Annotated in this window: 20 protein-coding genes; 9 read left to right on the top strand and 11 right to left on the bottom strand. The window is 66.8% G+C overall.

The genetic code is table 11. The features are described 5' to 3' along the window. The first annotated feature begins 1 nt into the window (after nucleotide 1). Complete coding sequence (locus tag AC1DEY_RS00600; protein ID WP_441408515.1) at nucleotides 2-139, top strand: hypothetical protein; 138 nt, start codon at nucleotides 2-4, stop codon at nucleotides 137-139. On the opposite strand, the gene AC1DEY_RS00595 is transcribed toward AC1DEY_RS00600, so the two are convergent. Both AC1DEY_RS00595 and AC1DEY_RS00590 read right to left on the bottom strand, forming a co-directional pair. Beyond that, entirely contained in the window at nucleotides 129-395 is a 267-nt protein-coding gene (locus AC1DEY_RS00595) for a hypothetical protein (protein ID WP_476866295.1), read from the bottom strand. The genes AC1DEY_RS00600 and AC1DEY_RS00595 overlap by 11 nt on opposite strands. A gap of 255 nt (nucleotides 396-650) precedes the next feature. Further along, nucleotides 651-995 carry a hypothetical protein gene (locus AC1DEY_RS00590; RefSeq protein ID WP_441408517.1) on the bottom strand — a complete coding sequence of 115 codons (345 nt, stop codon included), beginning with the start codon at nucleotides 993-995 and terminating at the stop codon, nucleotides 651-653. A gap of 184 nt (nucleotides 996-1,179) precedes the next feature. Between AC1DEY_RS00590 and AC1DEY_RS00585 the strand changes: the two genes are divergently transcribed. From AC1DEY_RS00585 to AC1DEY_RS00575, 3 genes are all read left to right on the top strand, one after another. Continuing rightward, complete coding sequence (locus AC1DEY_RS00585) at nucleotides 1,180-2,463, top strand: class I SAM-dependent methyltransferase (protein WP_476866294.1); 1,284 nt, start codon at nucleotides 1,180-1,182, stop codon at nucleotides 2,461-2,463. An 87-nt stretch (nucleotides 2,464-2,550) separates the two neighbouring features. Continuing rightward, complete coding sequence (locus AC1DEY_RS00580) at nucleotides 2,551-3,561, top strand: pirin family protein (RefSeq protein WP_476866293.1); 1,011 nt, start codon at nucleotides 2,551-2,553, stop codon at nucleotides 3,559-3,561. A gap of 116 nt (nucleotides 3,562-3,677) precedes the next feature. Next, a complete protein-coding gene (locus AC1DEY_RS00575) occupies nucleotides 3,678-4,019 on the top strand; it encodes a GNAT family N-acetyltransferase (RefSeq protein ID WP_476866292.1) in 342 nt (113 codons plus the stop codon). 30 nt (nucleotides 4,020-4,049) lie between these two features. On the opposite strand, the gene AC1DEY_RS00570 is transcribed toward AC1DEY_RS00575, so the two are convergent. Together AC1DEY_RS00570 and AC1DEY_RS00565 are read right to left on the bottom strand one after the other, a co-directional pair. Further along, a complete protein-coding gene (locus tag AC1DEY_RS00570; protein ID WP_476866291.1) occupies nucleotides 4,050-4,628 on the bottom strand; it encodes a TMEM175 family protein in 579 nt (192 codons plus the stop codon). 168 nt (nucleotides 4,629-4,796) lie between these two features. Beyond that, the gene (locus tag AC1DEY_RS00565) at nucleotides 4,797-5,126 is read right to left on the bottom strand and encodes a carboxymuconolactone decarboxylase family protein (RefSeq protein WP_476866290.1); all 330 of its coding nucleotides are present in this window, start codon (nucleotides 5,124-5,126) and stop codon (nucleotides 4,797-4,799) included. Between the two features lie 315 nt (nucleotides 5,127-5,441). Here AC1DEY_RS00565 and AC1DEY_RS00560 point away from each other — a divergent pair, with 315 nt between their 5' ends. Together AC1DEY_RS00560 and AC1DEY_RS00555 are read left to right on the top strand one after the other, a co-directional pair. Continuing rightward, nucleotides 5,442-6,878: a DUF2252 domain-containing protein gene (locus AC1DEY_RS00560; protein WP_476866289.1), complete on the top strand. Its 1,437-nt coding sequence runs from the start codon at nucleotides 5,442-5,444 to the stop codon at nucleotides 6,876-6,878. Between the two features lie 28 nt (nucleotides 6,879-6,906). Continuing rightward, complete coding sequence (locus AC1DEY_RS00555) at nucleotides 6,907-8,538, top strand: FAD-dependent oxidoreductase (RefSeq protein WP_476866288.1); 1,632 nt, start codon at nucleotides 6,907-6,909, stop codon at nucleotides 8,536-8,538. On the opposite strand, the gene AC1DEY_RS00550 is transcribed toward AC1DEY_RS00555, so the two are convergent. The 3 genes from AC1DEY_RS00550 to AC1DEY_RS00540 all read right to left on the bottom strand — a co-directional run bounded on the left by AC1DEY_RS00550 (nucleotide 8,430) and on the right by AC1DEY_RS00540 (nucleotide 10,257). After that, nucleotides 8,430-9,185 carry a CDP-alcohol phosphatidyltransferase family protein gene (locus tag AC1DEY_RS00550; protein WP_476866287.1) on the bottom strand — a complete coding sequence of 252 codons (756 nt, stop codon included), beginning with the start codon at nucleotides 9,183-9,185 and terminating at the stop codon, nucleotides 8,430-8,432. The genes AC1DEY_RS00555 and AC1DEY_RS00550 overlap by 109 nt on opposite strands. 236 nt (nucleotides 9,186-9,421) lie before the next feature. Next, complete coding sequence (locus AC1DEY_RS00545) at nucleotides 9,422-9,877, bottom strand: hypothetical protein (protein ID WP_476866286.1); 456 nt, start codon at nucleotides 9,875-9,877, stop codon at nucleotides 9,422-9,424. Continuing rightward, complete coding sequence (locus AC1DEY_RS00540) at nucleotides 9,874-10,257, bottom strand: cupredoxin domain-containing protein (RefSeq protein ID WP_476866285.1); 384 nt, start codon at nucleotides 10,255-10,257, stop codon at nucleotides 9,874-9,876. The genes AC1DEY_RS00545 and AC1DEY_RS00540 overlap by 4 nt, the downstream gene beginning before the upstream one ends. 183 nt (nucleotides 10,258-10,440) lie before the next feature. On the opposite strand from AC1DEY_RS00540, the gene AC1DEY_RS00535 reads away from it, so the two are divergent. Beyond that, on the top strand, nucleotides 10,441-11,388 hold the full coding sequence (locus AC1DEY_RS00535; protein WP_476866284.1) for a cation diffusion facilitator family transporter: 948 nt from the start codon (nucleotides 10,441-10,443) through the stop codon (nucleotides 11,386-11,388). Between the two features lie 41 nt (nucleotides 11,389-11,429). On the opposite strand, the gene AC1DEY_RS00530 is transcribed toward AC1DEY_RS00535, so the two are convergent. Beyond that, the gene (locus AC1DEY_RS00530) at nucleotides 11,430-13,679 is read right to left on the bottom strand and encodes a putative bifunctional diguanylate cyclase/phosphodiesterase (RefSeq protein ID WP_476866283.1); all 2,250 of its coding nucleotides are present in this window, start codon (nucleotides 13,677-13,679) and stop codon (nucleotides 11,430-11,432) included. A 217-nt stretch (nucleotides 13,680-13,896) separates the two neighbouring features. After that, the gene (locus AC1DEY_RS00525; RefSeq protein WP_223987258.1) at nucleotides 13,897-14,199 is read right to left on the bottom strand and encodes a DUF4193 domain-containing protein; all 303 of its coding nucleotides are present in this window, start codon (nucleotides 14,197-14,199) and stop codon (nucleotides 13,897-13,899) included. A 290-nt stretch (nucleotides 14,200-14,489) separates the two neighbouring features. Between AC1DEY_RS00525 and AC1DEY_RS00520 the strand changes: the two genes are divergently transcribed. Together AC1DEY_RS00520 and AC1DEY_RS00515 are read left to right on the top strand one after the other, a co-directional pair. Beyond that, nucleotides 14,490-14,735, top strand: coding sequence for a hypothetical protein (locus AC1DEY_RS00520; protein WP_476866282.1), 246 nt, complete (start codon nucleotides 14,490-14,492; stop codon nucleotides 14,733-14,735). A gap of 97 nt (nucleotides 14,736-14,832) precedes the next feature. Then, the gene (locus tag AC1DEY_RS00515) at nucleotides 14,833-15,543 is read left to right on the top strand and encodes a response regulator transcription factor (protein ID WP_441408531.1); all 711 of its coding nucleotides are present in this window, start codon (nucleotides 14,833-14,835) and stop codon (nucleotides 15,541-15,543) included. On the opposite strand, the gene AC1DEY_RS00510 is transcribed toward AC1DEY_RS00515, so the two are convergent. Both AC1DEY_RS00510 and AC1DEY_RS00505 read right to left on the bottom strand, forming a co-directional pair. Then, the gene (locus AC1DEY_RS00510) at nucleotides 15,491-16,966 is read right to left on the bottom strand and encodes a sensor histidine kinase (RefSeq protein ID WP_476866281.1); all 1,476 of its coding nucleotides are present in this window, start codon (nucleotides 16,964-16,966) and stop codon (nucleotides 15,491-15,493) included. The genes AC1DEY_RS00515 and AC1DEY_RS00510 overlap by 53 nt on opposite strands. 352 nt (nucleotides 16,967-17,318) lie before the next feature. Continuing rightward, nucleotides 17,319-19,283: an amylosucrase gene (locus tag AC1DEY_RS00505; RefSeq protein ID WP_476866280.1), complete on the bottom strand. Its 1,965-nt coding sequence runs from the start codon at nucleotides 19,281-19,283 to the stop codon at nucleotides 17,319-17,321. Nucleotides 19,284-19,372 lie beyond the last annotated feature (89 nt).

The following is a 19,372-nucleotide window of genomic DNA, read 5'->3' as shown; positions in this document are numbered from 1 at the left end:
CATGAGCAAGGCGGAGAAGAAGAACCTGAGGTATTGCGATTACTACTGCTTCATGTCGCTGAAGGATTTCGCGGCGTGGGTTGACGCCGACGACGACCAGGAACCCGCCATGTCCTATTCCGCACCGCCTACCAGGTGAGGTCCTGGGCCTTGATTTCGTAGTGGCCGTCCCGCTGGGTGAATGTCGCCAGGTATCCGCGCTTGACCCCGTTGACCACCATCTGGCAGTCCGTGTGAGTGTTCACCTTGATGTCCGGGAAGTTCTTGCACTCCACTGCGGAAATCGTGACGCCGGCCTTCTTGGGCTTGGCCCGGGCCTTGATCCGCTCGGCCAGGACCTTGCCGCTGGTCTGCGGATCAAAGACCACCACCGACGGCGGGGGAGACGCAGTCACAGTGGTCGTAGGGCCCGGCGTTGCCGGCGGCGCAGCACATCCCGTCATCAGGAGCGCCCCGCCCAAAGTTGCTACGCATGCAGTTCTGAAAATATTCATCGTCGATCATGTCCGTCCGACGCCGGTCCCTGGAGCTGCCCGAGACCCAGGCTGCCCAAACCACACAATGCCTTGCGCGGCTTGGGGAATCCTTGGCCTCCAAGTCTCCAAGGCTCAAAGGCCCCAGAGCCCAGCTCCAGACCTCAGGCTCCCGCGCTAGCGGCGCGGACGGAGGGTGCGAAGAATGCCGCGGATCGAGACGCCGACGGCGAGCACCAGCGGGGCCAGCGCCACAAGCACCACCACGGTGTTGGGCCGGAATGCCATGTGGCCCTCGGGGCTCTTGGCATAGACGCCCACGGGCATCACGAAGCCGCCGCCCCCGCCACCACTTCCGCCGCCGGCCTGGGCATCTTCGGTGCTGCTGCCTCCGCCGAAGCCGAAAGACACCACAGCGACGGGGATGACCTCTTCCCCTGCGATGTTCATGGCGGGGCCGTACGCCCGGGAAACACCCACGTTCTTGAACGTGTCCACGAGGGACGAGAAAGACTCAGACATAGCTCACACCATAGGCAACCGAACCCACAAGCGCCAGAGCCGTCCGCCACGGTGGGAAAAGACGGGCACCACGGCAATGGGGACCTAAGCTCTGGTTGAGGGCCGTGTACTGCCCTTAGATTTGGAACTGCCGGGGCGCAGCCCTCGGCGCTGGAGACGAGTCACGGGAATCGAGGCACTGGACATGGCGACATCCACGAATGCGGCTTCACGGCTGGCCGACGCATTGGCGATCATCCTTGGCACCGATGGGATTCCCCTGCGGCTGCAGGCCTGGGACGGCTCGGAGGCCGGCCCGGAAGACGCCCCCGTTGTGGTGTTTCGGTCCCGGCGGGCACTTCGCCGGATGCTGTGGTCACCCGGCCAGCTTGGACTGAGCCGTGCCTACGTCGCCGGCGAAATCGACGCACCCGGCGACATCTTCGCGGCCTTCGCCGCCCTCAGCTCGGCCGGAAAATTCGCCGAGCCCGGCCCATTCCGGCCGCCCACTCCCCGCGAAGGATTCGCACTGCTCAAGACTGCCGTCCGGCTCGGGGCCCTGGGACCGAACCCTGCGCCGCCGCCGGAGGAAGCCCGCGTGGACCGGTTCGGCCGGCGTCATTCCAAGGGCCGCGACGCCGCGGCCATCTCCCACCACTACGACGTCGGGAACGACTTCTACGCTCTCGTCCTGGGCCCGTCCATGGTCTACTCCTGCGCCGTCTGGGAGTCGGAGGAGACCGAGCTTGACGCTGCCCAGGCCGCCAAGCTCGACCTCGTCTGCCGCAAGCTGGGTCTCAAGCCGGGGATGCGCGTGCTGGATGTGGGATGCGGCTGGGGCAGCTTTGCGCTGCACGCCGCCCAGCATTTCGGGGCCGAGGTCGTCGGCGTGACGCTGTCGGTGGAACAGGCGGCCATGGCCCGCAAACGGGCCGCGGACGCCGGGCTGACGGACCGGGTGGACATCCGGGTGCAGGACTACCGCGATGTGGACGACGGACCGTTCGATGCGATCAGCTCGATTGGCATGTCAGAGCACGTCGGCCGCGAGCAGATCCAGCACTATGCCTCCCAGCTGCACGGGCTGCTCCGCCCGGGAGGCCGGCTGCTCAACCACGCGATCTCCTGGAACGCCGGGCCCACGGCACCGGACCCGGATTCCTTCATTCCCCGCTACGTCTTCCCGGACGGCGAGATGCTCAGCCTCGCCGACATGGTCACCGCACTCGAATCGGCGCGCCTGGAGGTCCTGGACGTTGAGGCGCTGCGGCGCCACTATGCCCTGACGCTCCGGGCCTGGGTGCGGAACCTTGAGGAACACTGGGATGAGGCCGTACGCCTGGCCGGCGTGGGCCGGGCCCGGGTGTGGCGGCTCTACATGGCAGCTAGCGCCCTGGGCTTCGAGGCCGGTATCACGGGAGTGAACCAGATTCTGGTGCAGCGCCCGGGCGGCGAGGAACCGCCGTTGCGGCGCTCGTCGTGGATCTGAGGCTGATCAAGGAACGGCTAAGTCCCGGTACCCTCCTGCCGTGTGCCGAAGGCTGACCCGCGGACCCCGCGAAGCTAGGCTGTCATCATGAGCAATACCGAAGTCGCGCCCCAGGAAATCCTCTGCGGAACCGAGGGGACGCATGCCGGCGTCGAACTGCTGGCCCCGCGGCAGGTCCCGCTGGGCGGTCCGCGGGCGATGGACGTGCGGCGTACGCTTCCGCAGCGCCAGCGGAGCCTCATTGGAGCGTGGTGCTTCCTGGACCACTATGGCCCGGACAGCGTCGGTGATTCCGGCGGCATGAAAGTACCGCGCCACCCCCACACCGGCCTCCAGACCGTCAGCTGGCTGTTCACGGGGGAGATCGAACACCAGGACTCGGCCGGCTTCCACGCTGCCGTGCGCCCGGGCGAAGTGAATCTCATGACGGCCGGCCGTGGCATCAGCCACTCCGAATTTTCCACCCCGGACACAACAATGCTGCATGGTGCGCAACTGTGGGTGGCGCTGCCGGACGCGGCACGCCACATGGCACCGACCTTCGAGCACTATCGCCCCGAACCGGTCCACGGGCCCGGCTGGACCATGCGCGTCTTCCTCGGCACGCTCTGCGGGTCCGCCTCGCCCGTCGCCACCCATACGCCCTTGCTGGGCGCGGAGATCCTGCTCGAGGCGGAGGCGGAATTGACCCTCGACACAAAGACGTCGTTCGAACATGGCCTGCTCGTCGACTCGGGCACCCTCTTCCTGGACGGACACCCAGTGCCGAAGGACCACCTCGCCTACGTTCCCGCAGGTACCGGAACCTTGACCCTGACAGCAGGCCCGGATGGGGCCCGCGTCCTCCTGATCGGCGGTGAGCCGCTGGGCGAAAAGATCGTGATGTGGTGGAACTTCGTGGGACGCAGCCACGAAGAGATTGTCGCGTACAGGGCCCAGTGGCAGGCCGAGATCGGTGCGGAGGACGGTTCCGGTCCGACGTCGACGCCGGCGGCCGGAGGAGGCGCCGACCTGCGGTTTGGCCCGTTTCCGCCCGGGGGTCCTGCCGCCCTCCCGGCCCCGGCCCTGCCGAACGCCCGCATCAAGCCCCGCGGCTGAGCAGTGCATGAGCCGTGCCTGAGCAGTGCTCAGCGGCGTGCAACATCTACCCAAGCCCAATGCCCCAAGCCAGGCCAACGCGCCAACCCGTCCCAGCCCAGGAGACCACGCCGACCATGACCACCATCAGGAACAACCCGGAGCGCGGCCGTTTTGAACTGCTCGACGCGGACACCGTCATCGGCAAGGCCGCCTACGTGGACGATGCCGGGCCGGCCCAGCGGATTTTCTATCACACGGAGATCAACGAGGAATATGGCGGCCGGGGGCTGGCCGGTGTGCTGGCCGCCCAGGCACTGGATGAGACCGTCGCCGCGGGCCTTTCGATCGTGCCGGTGTGCCCGTACATCAAGAAGTACCTGACCAAGCACCCCGGCTACGCGGCCAGCGTCGTGGCGCCCACCCGGGCCCATCTGGAAATCGTGAGGGATTCGCTGGCCCAACGCGTCCGGCGGTAACTGTTCGTCACGCTTAGGGGCCAACGCCGCTCAGGTGTGGGCGATGAACCGCTCTACACGCCGGTCCGGAATGAGCCAGATCGCGGCAACAAGGGTATAGACGGCGATCCCGAAGAGCGGGTTGATCAGGCTGAGGCCCATCCCCGCTATGTACAGCGCCGGGGAGCCCTTGCCCTTCCAGTCCTGCCCCATGGCCTCATCCAGCGCACCACCGCGGCCCTGCTGGCGGATCAGGGCCGATTTGAGGATGTAGTAGGCAATGGCGGCGAGCAGGAGGTTCAGCCCGTAGACAAGGACGGGGACCTCCGCCAGGCCCGCGTCATTGATCCACCGGGTGGTGAAGGGGACCAGGGACAGCCAGAACAGCAGATGGAGGTTTGCCCAGAGCACTGTGCCGTTGATCCTCCCGGCCAAATGGAGCATGTGATGGTGGTTGTTCCAGTAGATCCCGACATAAATGAAGCTCAGCAAGTAGCTGAGCAGCGTTGGAAGCTCGTGAAGCAGCGCCGGCCACGTGGGTTCGGCCGGGACATGAAGTTCCAGCACCATGATGGTGATCACGATCGCCAGCACCCCGTCGCTAAAGGCCTCCAGCCGGTTCTTGTTCATGGGCCGCCTTAGATCAGGGCATCGTGGCCGATGCAGCGATGGACTGCCGACGCCGTGGCGCGCGGTTCGTAGGAAACGCTACCGGTCCGCCCAACGTCTGGCGGGAACCCACGCCGGACGGCCCGCCACGGCGGGGGCGCCCGCCACTGCGACGTCGTCAGAGCAGGCTCAGCCTTCGGCTTCGGCTTCGAGCTCCGCCTCGGCCATTTCGAGGGCGAAGCCCAGTGCGCTGGCAAGACTGCTGGCCGCCGCCACGATCCGGGGAGTCCCCACAATCGGAGCAACGGCGATGAGGACGCCGCGGACATCCTCCAACGTGATGCCGACGTCCACGGCGGTACCGGCGTTGAACAGGTAGGAGGCGACTGGGGCGTCGACGGCAGCGAGGGCCGCGATCCGGACCAGCATCAGTTCGCGAGGCTCAAGGGTGGAGCGCTCGAGCGACACGGCGGTGATATCGGCGAGGGCGGCGAGGACGGGTGCTTCTTCTTCGGCCATGGTCATGTCTCCATCTGGTTTCGGTGTTGTTGCCGAGCGGGGCGGCGCGAGCGGGGAGCCCCACCCGTCTGCAACTTAACCCGGTACGGCCCAGGAAGACATCACCCGAACGGGATGAACCGATCGTTAGGTTTCGGAACCCGGAACAGACCGGCCTTGAGTGTGCGGCGACGGGGTTCGGCAAGACATCACCAACGCGTTGACGAGGCGCTACTTCGAGGCCACAATCGCATTAACTCGACCCAAGCTCAGCAGAACTGACCCAGGCAATCAGTGCCCGTGGCGGGTCCTGACGTCAAAGGGAGGTCGGCGATTATGGCCGAGAAGAAAGTCAAGCATCCAAGCGTCGAGCAACGAGTATCGAAGGGCAAGGACTATCGCAAGGAAGCACCGGTTTCCAGCCACACAGGGTGGGAGCCGGCTTCCGACCGACCCGATCCGGTCGCACTCCTCGAGGAACAAAACCTCACCCGGGAACAGGACCTCGTACCGGTGCGCCACGGCCGAATGTTGGCATCACCATTCACGTTCTACCGGGGTGCTGCCAAGATCATGGCCGCCGACCTGAAGGACACTCCGCGGGCCGGCCTGCGCGTCCAGCTGTGCGGAGACGCCCACCTGTCCAACTTCGGAGTCTTCGCCTCGCCCGAGCGAAACTTGCTGTTTGACCTGAACGACTTCGACGAGACACTTCCGGGGCCGTTTGAGTACGACGTGAAGCGGATGGCTGCGAGTTTCACGATCGCGGCGCGGAACAATGCGTTCACTACGGAAGAAACGCGCGATTCGACCCTCACGGCTGTTCGGGCCTACCGCGAAGCGATGGCCCAGTTCGCGCAAATGCGCACCCTGGACATCTGGTACGCGCGCCTGTCCGAGGAACAGCTGATGGAAGCGATCGACCTCGCCGTGGCAAGCCAGAAGGGGAAGGCCCTCAAGAAGGCTGCCCAGGGCATGGAAAAAGAGGCGCGGCAAAACGTAGCCAAGGCCCACACAAAGGACAGCCTGCAGGCATTGTCCAAGCTCGCGGAGAGCGTCGACGGGAAGTACCGGATAGTCAGTCAACCGCCAATCGTCATTCCCGTCCGGGAACTGGCGGATACGTACGGCATGTCCGGCGATGACGTTGCGAAAGCGGTTCGTGAACAGCTCCGGTCCTACCGGGCCACGCTGCCCGATGACCGGCGGCACCTGCTCGAACAATTCGAAGTCATCGATGTCGCCCGCAAGGTGGTGGGCGTCGGCAGCGTCGGCACGCGGGCGTTCATCGCCTTGCTGCAGGGACGCGACCAGGAGGATCCCTTGTTCCTCCAGGTCAAGGAGGCCACGAAATCGGTGCTGGAGGACCACTTGCCGAAGAGCAAGTTCAAGCAGCCGGGGGAGCGGGTGGTGCAGGGGCAGCGGATGATGCAGGCCGCAAGCGACATCTTCCTGGGGTGGACCAAAGGTGTACAGGACAACCGGTTCCTGTACTGGCGTCAACTGCGTGACATGAAGGGCTCGGCCGTGGTGGAAGGGATGAAGCCACTGGGCATGACCTTCTACGCCGATGCCTGCGGCTGGACGCTGGCGCGGGCGCACGCCCGGTCCGGTGACCCGATAGCGATCGCCGCCTACCTTGGCAAGAGCGACAAGTTCGAACGCTCCATCACTGATTTTTCCGAGCGTTATGCGGACCAGAACGAAAAGGATTATCAGGCCTTCGCCGACGCGGTCCGCTCGGGCCGCCTGGAAGCAGTAGAAGGCCTCTGAGGGAGTGCCGGCAGCGGAAGGCGGCACCGTGGGTGATCGGCTCGAAGGACAGCAGGTTTCGCTTTGGGTCGCCACAGCAGCCGGTGCCGCCAGATATCCGTCCCTGGGCTCGGATCTCGAGGTCGATGTGGCCGTGGTTGGGGGAGGGATTGCAGGCCTGACGGCGGCGCTGGCCCTCAAACGTGCCGGACACACCGTCGCGGTTCTGGAGGCGGCACGGATTGGCACCGGGGTCACGGGGCACACCACCGGCAAGGTCACGTCCCTGCACCGGCTGGTCTACACGGAACTTGCCGACCGGCACGGGCCGGATGTCGCAGGCACATACGGGCAGGCCAACCAGGCCGCAATCGAGCACATAGCGCGTGTGGTGGCGGAGGAAGGCATTGACTGCGGCTTTCGACGGGTGTCCAACTACACCTACGCAGAATCCGACGACGCCCTTGCCCAGGTCCGCGACGAGGCGGCCCTGGCCGCACGGCTTGGATTGCCGGCAGCCTTTACATCCGACGTTCCGCTGCCGTTCGCTGTCCGGGGCGCAGCCCGGTTCGATAACCAGGGACAGCTGCACGCGGTGAAGTACCTGCAGGGCCTGGCCCGCGCCGTGGACGGCAGCGGAAGCCATGTGCTGGAGGATTCGCTCGTCACCGCGGTCCGCGATGGTGTGCCCGGCGTCGTCGAAACCGCGCGCGGCACAGTCCGGGCGCGCGATGTGATCGTAGCCACGAACGTTCCCGTCGGCGACGGCGGGAGGTTCGCCGAACGCTGCTACCTGCACCGCTCCTACCTCGTTGCCTGCCTGGCACCCGCCGCGCCCCTGGACGGGACGTTCATCAGCGTCGACGAGCCGATGCGCTCCATCCTGGCGATCGACGTCGAGGGTTCCCGTTACGTTCTCACCGGCGGCGAGGGCCACAGGGCCGCCGAAACCGGCGATGCGGCCGAGCGGTACCGGCGGCTCGAGGAATTCTCGCGGGAACGCCTCGGTACCGGGCGGACCAGCTTCCGCTGGTCCACGCAGGACACCATGCCGGTTGACGGGTTGCCGTACGCCGGGACATTGACCCCGACGGCGGCGCACCTCCATGTGATTACCGGCCTGCGCAAGTGGGGGCTGACCAACGGCACCGCCGCGGCGCTGGTCCTGGCCGACACCCTGTCCGGAAAGCACAACCCCTGGGCGGCGGTGTTCGACACCAACCGGGCGGCGCCGGCCGGCGGGGCCGGCCAGAAGAAGGTCCAGGCGCCCCAACCCCAACCCCAACCCCAGCAACCGGACCAGCAGGACCAGCAGGAACGGCGCGTCGCTGCCCTGCGGCCCGGCGAAGGCACCGTGGTGGAGATCGACGGCGAAAAGACGGCGGTCTATGCCGACCCGGGCGGTGACCTGGTTGCCGTCTCGGCGGTCTGCACGCATCTGGGTTGCACGGTCGAGTTCAATGCCGAGGACTCGACCTGGGACTGTCCCTGCCACGGCTCGAGGTTTTCCGCGAACGGTGCGGTGATCCAGGGCCCGGCGGCCGTGAACCTCGCGCCGAGGCCCCTACTGCGTCATCTGCCCGCCGGGGTTCCGGCGCATGAGGCGGGTGAGCCGGACTCGCCGCCGGGGATTGCCCGGCGGAGCCGTTCCAGCTCGAGAACATCGCGCCCGAACGAGTAGATCAGCAGCCCGAGCGCCGCGCCGAGCACCACGGCCCCAAGCCACGCCGGGACGCCGGGCAACAGGGCAAACAACAGGGCAGCGGGCTGGGTGGCTCCTATGACCTTGCGGACAGTGCTAGGCGGCAGCGGCTTCCTCAGCCAGGGGCGGAAGCAGGCCGCCGCGAGAAAGGCGTAGTACATCAGGCCGATGGCCAGGGGCCACGGGCCGAACGTTCCCGCCGCGGCGCAGGACAGCACCAGAACCAGGGCGGCGTCCGTGTCTGAATCCAGCCGTGAACCCTCGGCCGTGGCTGACCCGGTGAAGCGGGCCACCCGTCCATCCACGGCATCGAGCAGTAACGCCGTGGTGCCCAGGACCACCACCGCGGCAGCTCTTGCTGCCGCTCCCGAGTCGGCTCCGGCGATCAAGCCAACCACAGTCATCGCGGCACAGCAGGCCACGATGGCGGCCCGGCCCAGGGTGACACGGTCCGCGGGGGTCGAAAACCGGGGATTCCGGCGCAACACCGAGCCGGTTGCCCGAAGGATCACAGCGGCACCCGCCGCCAGGGCCCCGAACCAGAGAGCCGGATCGGTGAGGACCTCCATGCCGAGCCAGGCCCAGGCCACCAGATATGCTGCGACGGCGGCACCGGCATCCGTCACAGCCCGGCGGGCGCGTGCTGATCCGGGCCCGGTTGGTCCGGCGGCTGTCGATCCCAGACCTGCCGGCGCCGTGCCCTTTTGTTTCGCGCGCCGTTGATTCGCCCGCTGTTGTCTGGTGCCCTGTTGTTTGGAGCCTTGTGCAATCGTCTTCAGCCTGAATCACCCCGCCCACATGCTAGCAATTCGAGGCCCGGTTCCCGGGCAGCGCCGGTCGTCATGTGTCGGGTCGTGATGTGTCAGGACGGGGCGGGACTCCGGGAAGACCGCCGTCCCGCCCGGGCGAAGCCGATGGCCGCCAGTACGGCTCCGGCTCCTTCGGCCACTGCGCTCAGGGACTTCTCGAAGTACCAGATGGGCTCGTACATGGCCGGAAATGGTCCGAACGCGGGAATGTTCACGTACCGGTACGTGACTACGGCGACGAAGGCGCTCAGCGCAACGACGAAAGCTGCTGCGTAGGCGGCCCTGCTGCCGCGCAGCAGCACCCACAGCCCGGCCAGCACAGCCGCGGCCGACTCCAGCAGGAAAAGGTTCCCTTGACCGATCCCCGCGGAGTTTCCCGCCTGGTAGCCCGGGGCCAGATGGATATGGACGCCGGCGTCAATGAACAGGGCCACCGCCGTGAGGATACGCAGGGCCATGCCGGTTCCGTGGACTCCCACGGACCGTCCGGAGTGGCTTTGGACGCTCATTTGACCACCAGCGTCCCATGCATGTTGGTGTGGTAAGTGCAGTGATACGGATAGGAACCGGGCTGTGTGGGCGCCGTGAAAGTGCCGGTGCCGCCGCCCTTGACCACGGCATCGAACGCTTGGCCTTCGTCAGCCGTGACCGTATGCGCAGCAGAATCCAAGTTGGTCACCGTGACCACCGCGCCGGGCGCCACGGTGAGCGGGTCGCCGTAGGCAAAGTCCTTGATCGTGATGGTGGCGGCGGCTGTCCCCGCCGTCTGGGTGGCTCCGGAAGGGGGCGCCGACGTCGACGCCGGCACTCCGGTTCCACTGGCGCACCCGCCCGTCCCGAACAAGATCAGCAGCAGCCAAATCGTTGACAGCTTCCGGCGAGCATTCATGGCGCACACCCCAAGCGGCTTGTGGGACAAAGAGCGAATGAACTTAATAGATTCATTGTGCGCCTGCCCGGCATAAATGGAACCAGTTTTTGCTACCCGGTCCCGCGATGTGATGCCCCGGCGTCAGGCGGGGGAGATAGCGTAGGCCAAGGATCCATTCCACGGCCGCGGGAGGAAGATTGCGTGAAGCGTGACAAGTCCGGGTTCGCATCGCTCACAGTGCTCATCGCCTTCGGGGCGAACGTTCTTGTCGCGGCGGCTAAATCCGTGGCGGCGCTCATCTCCGGTTCGGCGTCCATGACGGCCGAGGCAGCCCACTCCTGGGCCGACACCGGCAACCAGGTGTTCCTGCTCATCGCCGAACGCAAAGCCGCCAGGAAACGGGACAAGGCCCACCCCATGGGCTACGGACGTGAGGCGTACGTGTGGTCCATGATCGCGGCCTTCGGCCTGTTTACCGCCGGGGCGGTGGTATCGGTGATGCACGGCATCCAGCAGCTGCTCACGCCGGAGCCGGCCGGCGACTTCGCGATCGCCTATGTGGTCCTGGCGGTCGCTTTTGTCCTTGAGGGTGTGTCCTTCACCCAGGCGTTCCGGCAGAGCCGGAAGGCGGCACGCGAACTGGACCGGAAAACGCTGGAACAGGTCCTCAAGGGTTCCGATCCCACGTTGCGTGCCGTCTTTGCCGAGGACGGGGCCGCACTGATCGGCCTGCTCATCGCGTTCGCCGGCATCTTCCTGCACCAGGTCACCGGATCCTCCGTGCCGGACGCCGTGGGGTCAATTCTCGTCGGCATCCTGCTGGCCGTTGTCGCCGTCGTGCTGATCGATCGGAACCGCCGCTTCCTGGTGGGACAGGCCGTCACCAGCGACATCGAGGGCTCCATGGCCCGCCGCATCCTCGAGCACCCTGAGATCGAGCGCATCACGTACCTGCACCTGGAGTTCGTCGGCCCGCGCAAGCTTTACGTCGTGGCGGCGGTGGACATGGTGGGGGACCGCCAGGAGCATGACGTCGCCGTGGCCTTGCGCCGCGTTGAACGCGAACTCGAGGACCACGCAACGGTCGAGGAGGCCGTCCTGACCCTCGCCACAGCGGACGAGCCCTCACTCGACTTCCCCGCCGCCTGAGGGCAGCCCGGCCCTAGGCGCGGCCTGAGAGCAGTCCGGCCTTAGGCGCCGTCCGCCACTGCGTCCACGCCGGCCGGTGGCAACAGCTGCGGCCCTGAGGCCAGCAGCGCCTCGAGGACCGGAGAGGGGCTGGGACCCGCCAGGAGGAAGCCCTGACCCATGTCGCAGCCAAGCGATCGCAGGAGATCCAGCTGCCCCGTGTCCTCGATGCCTTCGGCGATGACCCCCAGGTTCAGTTTCCGCGCCACTTCCAGGATGCCCTCGAGCATCGCCGCGGCCGGGGCGTCCCCAGGCACTCCGGACAGGAAAGAGCGGTCAATCTTGAGGATGTCCGCAGGCAGAGCGGCGAGTGTGCTGAGCGAGGAGAATCCGGTCCCGAAGTCGTCGATCGCGATTCGGACGCCGAAACTTTTGAGCCGGTTGAGGGCGCCCACGCCACCATCGGAGCTCGTGGCGAGGGCCGATTCTGTGACCTCCAGGATCACCTTGTCAGCCTGTGAAGCGGGGTGGGCCAGGATGCGCTCCAGGGCGGCCAGGTTGCGGTCGCTGGAGAGCTGAACCGTGCTGAGGTTCACCGAGACCCAGAGGTCGTCGGCGGTGCCCGGGGAACGGCGCCAACCGGCGACGTGGCGGCTGGCTGTGTCGAGAACCCAGCAGCCGATGGGGCCGATGTCGCCGGTTTCCTCGGCCAGGGGGATGAATTCTGCCGGTCCCAGCCGGCCCAGCGTGGGATGTTCCCAGCGCACCAGGGCCTCCACCCCGGCGATCTCACCTGTGCCCAGTTCAACCACCGGTTGATAGTCCAGACGCAGCTGGCCTGCCTGCACGGCCGTGGCGAGGTCGGCCCGGAGCGCGGCACGGTAGGTCATTTTGTCGTAGCCCCGGGCATCGAAGAGCTGGTAGCGGCCCTTGCCACTGTGTTTCGCCATGTACATGGCGAAGTCAGCCTGCCGCATCAGCTCGGCCGGATCTGCAGTTCCGGCGCTGCGCTGGGCGGCACCCATGCTGACGGTTACCTTGAGCCGGACGTCGTCGATGCAGAATGGCTCGCGCAGGGCGTCCTGGATGCGGCCGGCGACGTCGTCGGTTGCCGTGCCGCCGTCATTCATCACCACTATCGCGAATTCATCCCCGCCCAACCGGGCGACGAGGTCATGCTCGCGCACGCAGCCGCGCAGGCGCTGGGCCAGCTGCATGAGCAGCGCGTCGCCGCCATTATGGCCCAGCGAGTCGTTGACGTCCTTGAAGTCGTCGACGTCGATGATCACGAGGCCCTCGCGCCGGTCAACTGACCCGGCGTCGGCGGCGAGAAAGACCGAGGCGAGGCGTTCGGTGAGGACCACGCGGTTGGCCAGTCCCGTGAGGGGATCATGCGTGGCGCGGAAAGTCAGCTCAAGATGGTTGTCATGCACGGTGGCGGCCATCGAATTGAATGCCTCGGCCAACTGGCCCAACTCGTCATTGCGGACAACGGTGATCCTGTGGCTGTAGTCGCCGGCCTGCAGCTTCAGGACCCCCCGGTAGAGACCCTCCACGGGGCGCATCAGGTACTTGGTCATCCGCCGGCGGAAAAAGAAAACGCCGCCCACCGCTACTGCAAAGAGGACTGTGCGGCCGGTCGAAACCATCTGCTGGAGTTCCGCGCCGTACGCGACGCCGTCGTCGAGCGCGTCGAGCGAAGCCCTCCGGATGTTCGCCAGCAACGCGCGCGACCTCGCGCCGGAGGCGGCGAACGACGGGGCCTCTGCCACGCGGCTGCCGTGCAGGCCGGCCACCTGGCTGTCCCAGAGTCCGTGCGCGGACAGGCCGTCCTGCCACGCGGTCCGGGCCTCCCCGAGCGAGGCGCGCATGCCGTACGCGTCCGGCAGGATCCCGGCGGCGGCGTCGAACTGGGCGGAGACGTCCTTTTGCTGCTGCAAAAAGGCCGATGTGTCGACGGGCACTTCGGCAAGCAGTTGCAGTCCGGCTTGTTCGTGGTCGTCCAGGCGGGCCCGTATTTCGGCGACGGCCTCCGACTCGAGGCGGTGCTGTGCGGCGGCGTGCTGGATTTGATCCGTGACCACGCGGACGCCAATCACCGTTGCGACAACGCCGAGCACCAGCGCCACGAACACCAGTGCGAACGCCCTGGACCATTCGCGTTGCAGGCTGCCGGTAGGTACGGGCGTCTGCGGCCCGGTCATCTCCCCGGCCGGTGCGGCCTCCCGGCCGGTGGAACGTCCCGGTGCTTGGGCGGCAGCCGGCGGCGGCGCGGCAGCAGGGTCCACCAACTTATTGTTGGGGTTACGCATGGTGTGCCTCCGGCCTCGTGCCGGCACTCGCCGCATCGTCAACAGGAGCGTAGCCGAAGAGGCCCGTGCGGGTCATGTCCTGCCGCTGCCCGAAACTATTGTGAAGCATGTGACAGCAGTGTACTCGGCGCGTGACTGACGCGGTCGAGGACGGGTGCCAAACTTCCTGTGCCGGGCTGAACTCCTCCGGCCGCCTGCGTGCGGGAGAGGGCGGGTCTTAGCTGAGGCAGTCCGCGCAGTACGCGTGGCCGCCCTTTTCCTTGGCCAGCTGGGACCGGTGCCGCACCAGGAAGCAGGAATAACAGGTGAACTCGTCCTCTTTCTGCGGGATGACCGTGACAGTCAGTTCCTCGCCGGACAAGTCTGCCCCCGGAAGCTCTACGCCCTCGGAAGTGTCTGCCTCGTCGAGCTCGCGGACCACGCTGCGGGCGTCAGGCGCGTTAGCCGAACGGAGGGCCTCCAGGGAAGCGTTGCGTGATTCCGCGACGTCGGAGCGTACTTCGTCATAATCGGTTGCCACCTGGTGGTACTCATTTCCGTTGCGGGGTGTGTGATTCAGTTTGTGATCCGGAGTCTTTCCGGTTCTCCGGGATTGAACGGTACAGCATGACACCGGGTAAAAGCTGGGGACTGGGGCAGTCGCGGCAGTGACGCTCGTGACACCTCCTGGCGGCGGTCAGCGGCGCGGCCCCCTGCACTTCGTTCGCCACTGGTCACCGGGGCGTCACGCGGCGTTAACTTCGGTGTCCTACCCTGATTCTTTAGGCATCATCCACCAGGCGCACCACCATCCGTAGGGAGGGATTCACCATGGCCGATATCGCCGGAGTGCTGGGACGGCTGACGCCGGAGGAACTCAATGAGCTGCGGTCCCTCGGCCCCAGCGGGCACCTGAACCGGAGCCTCACTGACGCCCTGGACCGCGCAGCCGGAGGGCCCGGGGCAGGGCGCGGCTACTACGTCCCCAACGGGAGCGTCAGTGCCACCGGCGGACCCCACGTGGTCCTGCGCAGCGACGTGTCAGGATGGCTGTTCGGCCCCGCCCAACAGGCCTAGCCGGGCGAGGTGTCCCCTTCCCACCGACATGGACACGTCAGGTTCCTTCCGGGCCGGCCCAGTAAGGGCCATACTTGCTCAAAAGGAGGGGTCTGGATTGCGGATTCTGATGGTGGAAGATGAGCACGCCCTGGCGGAAACAGTCCGGCGCGGACTGAAGAATGAGGGGTTCGTCGTCGACGTTGCCCACGACGGCGTCCGGGGGCTCTCGGCCGCGCTCGAGAACGCGTACGATGCCATCCTCCTGGACCTCATGCTGCCGCGGATGAACGGCTACGACGTCTTGAAGGAACTGCGGAACCGGAAAGTCTGGACTCCGGTGCTGATGCTCACGGCCAAGGACGGCGAATACGACCAGACGGATGCCTTCGACCTGGGCGCGGATGACTACCTGACCAAACCGTTCAGCTTCCTGGTGCTGGTCGCCCGGATCCGGGCGCTGATCCGGCGTGGAGCGCCGGCCCGGCCCGTCATCATGACACTGGGCACCCTGTCCCTGGACCCCGTCAGCCACAGTGTCCGCCGCGGAGATACCCTCATCAGCCTCACGGCCAGGGAGTACGGGCTCCTGCATTACCTGATGCGCCGGCACGACCAGATCGTCTCAAAGGCGGAGATCCTGCAAAACGTCTGGGATCCGGCCTTCGAAGGCGCGAACAACGTCGTGGAGGTTTACATCGGCTACCTTCGGCGCAAGATCGATGGGCCATTTGGGCTCCACAGCCTGACCACCGTGCGTGGCATGGGCTATCAGCTCAGCGCCGACCCGATCCCTGAGCCCCGTGCCGTCGAGCTTCGCGAGGGCTGACGTCCTCCGGTGCCGCCGCCTCCGGGCAGGGGAAGGCGATCTCAAACCGGCAGTGGCCCGCCGGCGCGTTCGTCGGCCGGATGGTCCCGTGATGGGCGGCTACGATGCCGGCTGCGATGGCCAGGCCCAGTCCGCTGCCGCCGCCTTCCCGGGAGCGGCTGCCGTCGAGCCGGACAAATCGTTCGAAAATCCGCTCCCTGTCCGCCTCCGGGATGGGGTCGCCGTCGTTGTCGACCGTGATGATGACCTGGTCCCCGGCGGCGCGCAGGTCCACGGCGATCCGGGACAGGGCATGGCGGTCGGCATTGTCCAGGACGTTCCGCAGGACCTGCGCCAGCCGGCGGGCGTCGCCGCGGATCCGTGCGGGAACGAGCGTCGCCTGAATCTGGTTCTTGCTGGTTGACCGCAGCCGGCGGATCTCCTGGTCCAGCACGTCGTCAAGATCGACGTCTTTCTGCTCCACCCTCAGGCCGCCGTCGTTCGCCTTGGCCAGGGTCAGGAGGTCCTCGACCAGGAAGCTCATGCGGGCTGTCTCGTCGGTGAGGACGTCCTTCATCTGCAGCCACATCGCCCCGGTGGGATCCGCGGCCGCGATTTCGATTCCGGCCCTCAGTGTGGCCAGCGGGCTGCGCAGTTCGTGGCTGGCGTCCGAGACGAACCTGCGCTGTTCGCTGTCCGAGGCCTGCAGCCGGTCCAGCATCGTGTTCATGGTCTGTGCCAGGGCCTGGATTTCATCGTTCGTGGCCGGCACATCGACCCGCCCGTCCAGCTGCTCGGCGTCGATCCGGGCCACCTGGCCCCGGATCCGCTCCACCTGGCGGAGGGATCTTCCCACCAGGAGCCACACGGACACGGCCACCGTGGCCAGCAGCAGAGGCGTGGCACCCAGCATGAACCATGCCACCGTGGCGATGGTGTCGGCCTGAATCTGCGAGGCCTGGGCCACCACCACCGTAAAGCTCAAAGTGCCTGTCCGCGCTCCCACCGTGACGATGTGATAGTCGTCGGTGTCCGCGATGCTCGGAAGGCCCGAGACATCCTGGGTCATGGTCTGGCCCGGGGCGGGCCGTTGGGCAGAGAGCGGGGCGTTGGCGATCTCGGGATCCGAGCCGGCCAGCACGTACCCTGCGGCGTCCAGCACCTGGACGAACTGGCCCGCATGGGCGGTATCAATAATGTAGGCCCGGGCATCCGCGATATCCATGTCCTCCATTTCGGCGACCACATCCAGAGACTTCTGCCGGGCTGCGGCGTCGCTTGACCTGGCCAGGGACGCCTGGAGCAGCACCAGCAGGACCATGCCGCCGAGAAGCAACGCCACGGCCACGACGCCGACGGCGACCGCCGTCGAACGCTTGCGCACGCCCCAGTCAACGGCGCCCCTGCCGGGGCGGCCATGTGTGGCCCGCTTGCCCAGTCCCATGCTCCAAGAATGCGGCAACGCAGGGATCCGGACAACCAGTGTGGCGCATTTCCGCCGCCTCACCCCCCGCCCCATACCCCGGGTAGATGCCGGTGCCATCCGGACGTGTGGCCGGGGGTGCCGGGAGAGGTCACTCTCAGACTCTTCTCAGGGGGATGCGGGACAGTAGAAACAGGATCAGAAAGACGGCCGAACCGGGGCCGTCACACCACAGATTCCGGTCGCACGCTCTCCTCAACCAGCGTGCGGCCGGGCGCGACCCTTCTCCAAGTCTCCCGTTCCTGGCAGAGCAACCGGCAGCCACCACCCCCTCTTCGCGGCCAGCCCATGCCGCCGGTCCTCCGGCGAGGCCTCAGGGCCTGGGTGTCACCCGCAGCCAGAGGAACTGCTGGGCGTTCAGTCCGATTCCCGCGTCAAGGCGCATGCCGGCTCCGGTCAGGAGGTCCACGGCGTCGCCTTCGAAGCCGGACAGCGTCACCGCGTGCACCTCCTGCGGGCCGTCGCTGAAGTTGGCCAGCACGAGGACCAGGGTTCCGTCTCCCGGACGCTGATACCCCAGGACACCCGGATTGTTCGTGGCGAACCCGACCAGCCGGGTGCCGGCCAGTTCCGGCGTCGAGGACCGTACGGAAATCATCCGGCGCAGCCCGGCGTAAACCGCCCCGGCGGGCGTTTCCTGGTCCGCGCGCCGTTCATAGTCTGCGGCCGGATAGTGCGGCCGGTGCACCCAGCGGCTGTCAGTTCCGTGCCCTTCCTCGCGGGCGTACTGGTAGTCGTTGGACTGGCCCACCTCGTCACCGAGGTACAGCAGCGGGATGCCCCCGGTGCTGAAGGCCACCGAATGGGCCAGCAGGATCCGGTTCACCGCCGCGGCTGGGTCGCCCTCCACCCCGCACAGGGACGCCGTCGTGCCGGAAATCCGGCAGTCCCCGGTACGGGGATTGTCCTGGAAGGGCACCCCGCGGGCGAAGCTGCCCGGAAACCGGTTGACGTAGAAGGAATTGAGGAACCGCCGGTGTTCGAAGGCATTGATGCCGAGCTCGGCCGCGTCCTCGTCGGCGAACGTCCAGCCGATGTCGTCATGGCTGCGGACATAGTTCACCCAGGACGTGCCGTCCGGAATGTTGTGGCGCCGCTCCAGGGCCTGGTTGAGCAGCGAGACGTCGCGGGTGGCCAAGGCCTCCCAGATCAACGCCATCTGCAGGGGATTGTAGGACAGCTGGCACTCGGCGGGGTCGATGTAGCGGGCCACCTCATCGGGGTGGACGATCGCCTCGGATTTGAACAACACCGACGGCGCGGCCAGCCGGCACACGGCATTGAACGCCTGCAGCAGCGTGTGGGCTTCGGGCAGGTTCTCGCACGGCGTGCCCAGCTGCTTCCAAACGAAGGCGACGGCGTCCATCCGGAGGATCTCCACGCCCTGGTTGGCCAGGAAGAGCATCTCCCCGGCCATGGCCCGGAAGACGTCCGGGTTGGAGTAGTTCAGGTCCCATTGGAACGTGTGGAAGGTGGTCCAGACCCACCGGCCATCCGGCGTTTGGATGAAGGATCCGGGGTGGTCGTCCGGGAAAATTTCTCGCACAGTCTGCTCGAACGCGTCCGGCATGGACCGGTCCGGGAAGATCCAGTAGTAATCGCTGTACGCCGGGTCGCCCGCCGCCGCCTTCCGGGCCCAGTCGTGCTCGTCTGAAGTGTGGTTGAAGATGAAATCGACCACGAGGCTGATGCCGTTGGCCCGCAGCTCAGCGGCAAGGTCGCGCAACTGCTGGATGCTGCCCAGCTGAGGGTTGACGTCCCGGTAGCTGGAGACGGCATAGCCGCCGTCGGAGTGCGGTTCGGGGGCCAGGAACAGGGGCATCAGGTGCAGATAGGTGAGGCCCAGCTCCTTGAAATAGGGGATCCGGGAGCGGATACCGTCCAGGTCCGCGGCATAGCGGTCGACGTAGCAGACGCCGCCGAGCATGGTGTTGGCCTGGAACCAGCCGCTGCTGTGCTCGCGTTCCGCGTCGAGGCTCTTGAGCCCCGCCGGCCTCTGAACCCACGAGCGGGCGGACTCCAGCACGAGGTTTGTCAGTTGATCCACCCAGTCCTGTCGTGTGCCGTAAAGGTCTTGGAAGAGCCGGAGCAGAACCGGGAAGTGGTGGTCGAAGCGTTCTTCGAAGACCGCCCGGTCCGGTCCGGCCCACCCGAATTCCGGGCCCGATGCCAGGGCCCGGAGGACATGCCGGCGGACCTGCTCAACTACCTCGTCCACAACTACCTCGTCCACGGCCCCGTCAGCTACGCCGTCATCTATGCGGGCGGGTTCAACCATGGGGCGTCTCCTTCGACGAACTTCGGCCCCCGACGGCGCCACGACAGTTCACATCCTTGCAGACCCAAGGACCGGTGCCCAGCGCAGAG

The organism is Arthrobacter sp. 05T47 (assembly GCF_056395825.1).
Note: the sequence above shows the minus strand (reverse complement) of the source record. Positions and strands in the feature narration are given on the sequence as shown.

Excerpts from the sequence above, each read along its gene's own strand:
- AC1DEY_RS00600 (WP_441408515.1), top strand. The coding sequence starts at position 2 with ATGAGCAAGGCGGAGAAGAAGAACCTGAGGTATTGCGATTACTACTGC.
- AC1DEY_RS00590 (WP_441408517.1), bottom strand. The coding sequence starts at position 995 with ATGTCTGAGTCTTTCTCGTCCCTCGTGGACACGTTCAAGAACGTGGGT.
- AC1DEY_RS00585 (WP_476866294.1), top strand. The coding sequence starts at position 1,180 with ATGGCGACATCCACGAATGCGGCTTCACGGCTGGCCGACGCATTGGCG.
- AC1DEY_RS00580 (WP_476866293.1), top strand. The coding sequence starts at position 2,551 with ATGAGCAATACCGAAGTCGCGCCCCAGGAAATCCTCTGCGGAACCGAG.
- AC1DEY_RS00575 (WP_476866292.1), top strand. The coding sequence starts at position 3,678 with ATGACCACCATCAGGAACAACCCGGAGCGCGGCCGTTTTGAACTGCTC.
- AC1DEY_RS00570 (WP_476866291.1), bottom strand. The coding sequence starts at position 4,628 with ATGAACAAGAACCGGCTGGAGGCCTTTAGCGACGGGGTGCTGGCGATC.
- AC1DEY_RS00565 (WP_476866290.1), bottom strand. The coding sequence starts at position 5,126 with ATGGCCGAAGAAGAAGCACCCGTCCTCGCCGCCCTCGCCGATATCACC.
- AC1DEY_RS00560 (WP_476866289.1), top strand. The coding sequence starts at position 5,442 with ATGGCCGAGAAGAAAGTCAAGCATCCAAGCGTCGAGCAACGAGTATCG.
- AC1DEY_RS00545 (WP_476866286.1), bottom strand. The coding sequence starts at position 9,877 with ATGAGCGTCCAAAGCCACTCCGGACGGTCCGTGGGAGTCCACGGAACC.
- AC1DEY_RS00540 (WP_476866285.1), bottom strand. The coding sequence starts at position 10,257 with ATGAATGCTCGCCGGAAGCTGTCAACGATTTGGCTGCTGCTGATCTTG.
- AC1DEY_RS00530 (WP_476866283.1), bottom strand. The coding sequence starts at position 13,679 with ATGCGTAACCCCAACAATAAGTTGGTGGACCCTGCTGCCGCGCCGCCG.
- AC1DEY_RS00520 (WP_476866282.1), top strand. The coding sequence starts at position 14,490 with ATGGCCGATATCGCCGGAGTGCTGGGACGGCTGACGCCGGAGGAACTC.
- AC1DEY_RS00510 (WP_476866281.1), bottom strand. The coding sequence starts at position 16,966 with ATGGGACTGGGCAAGCGGGCCACACATGGCCGCCCCGGCAGGGGCGCC.
- AC1DEY_RS00505 (WP_476866280.1), bottom strand. The coding sequence starts at position 19,283 with ATGGTTGAACCCGCCCGCATAGATGACGGCGTAGCTGACGGGGCCGTG.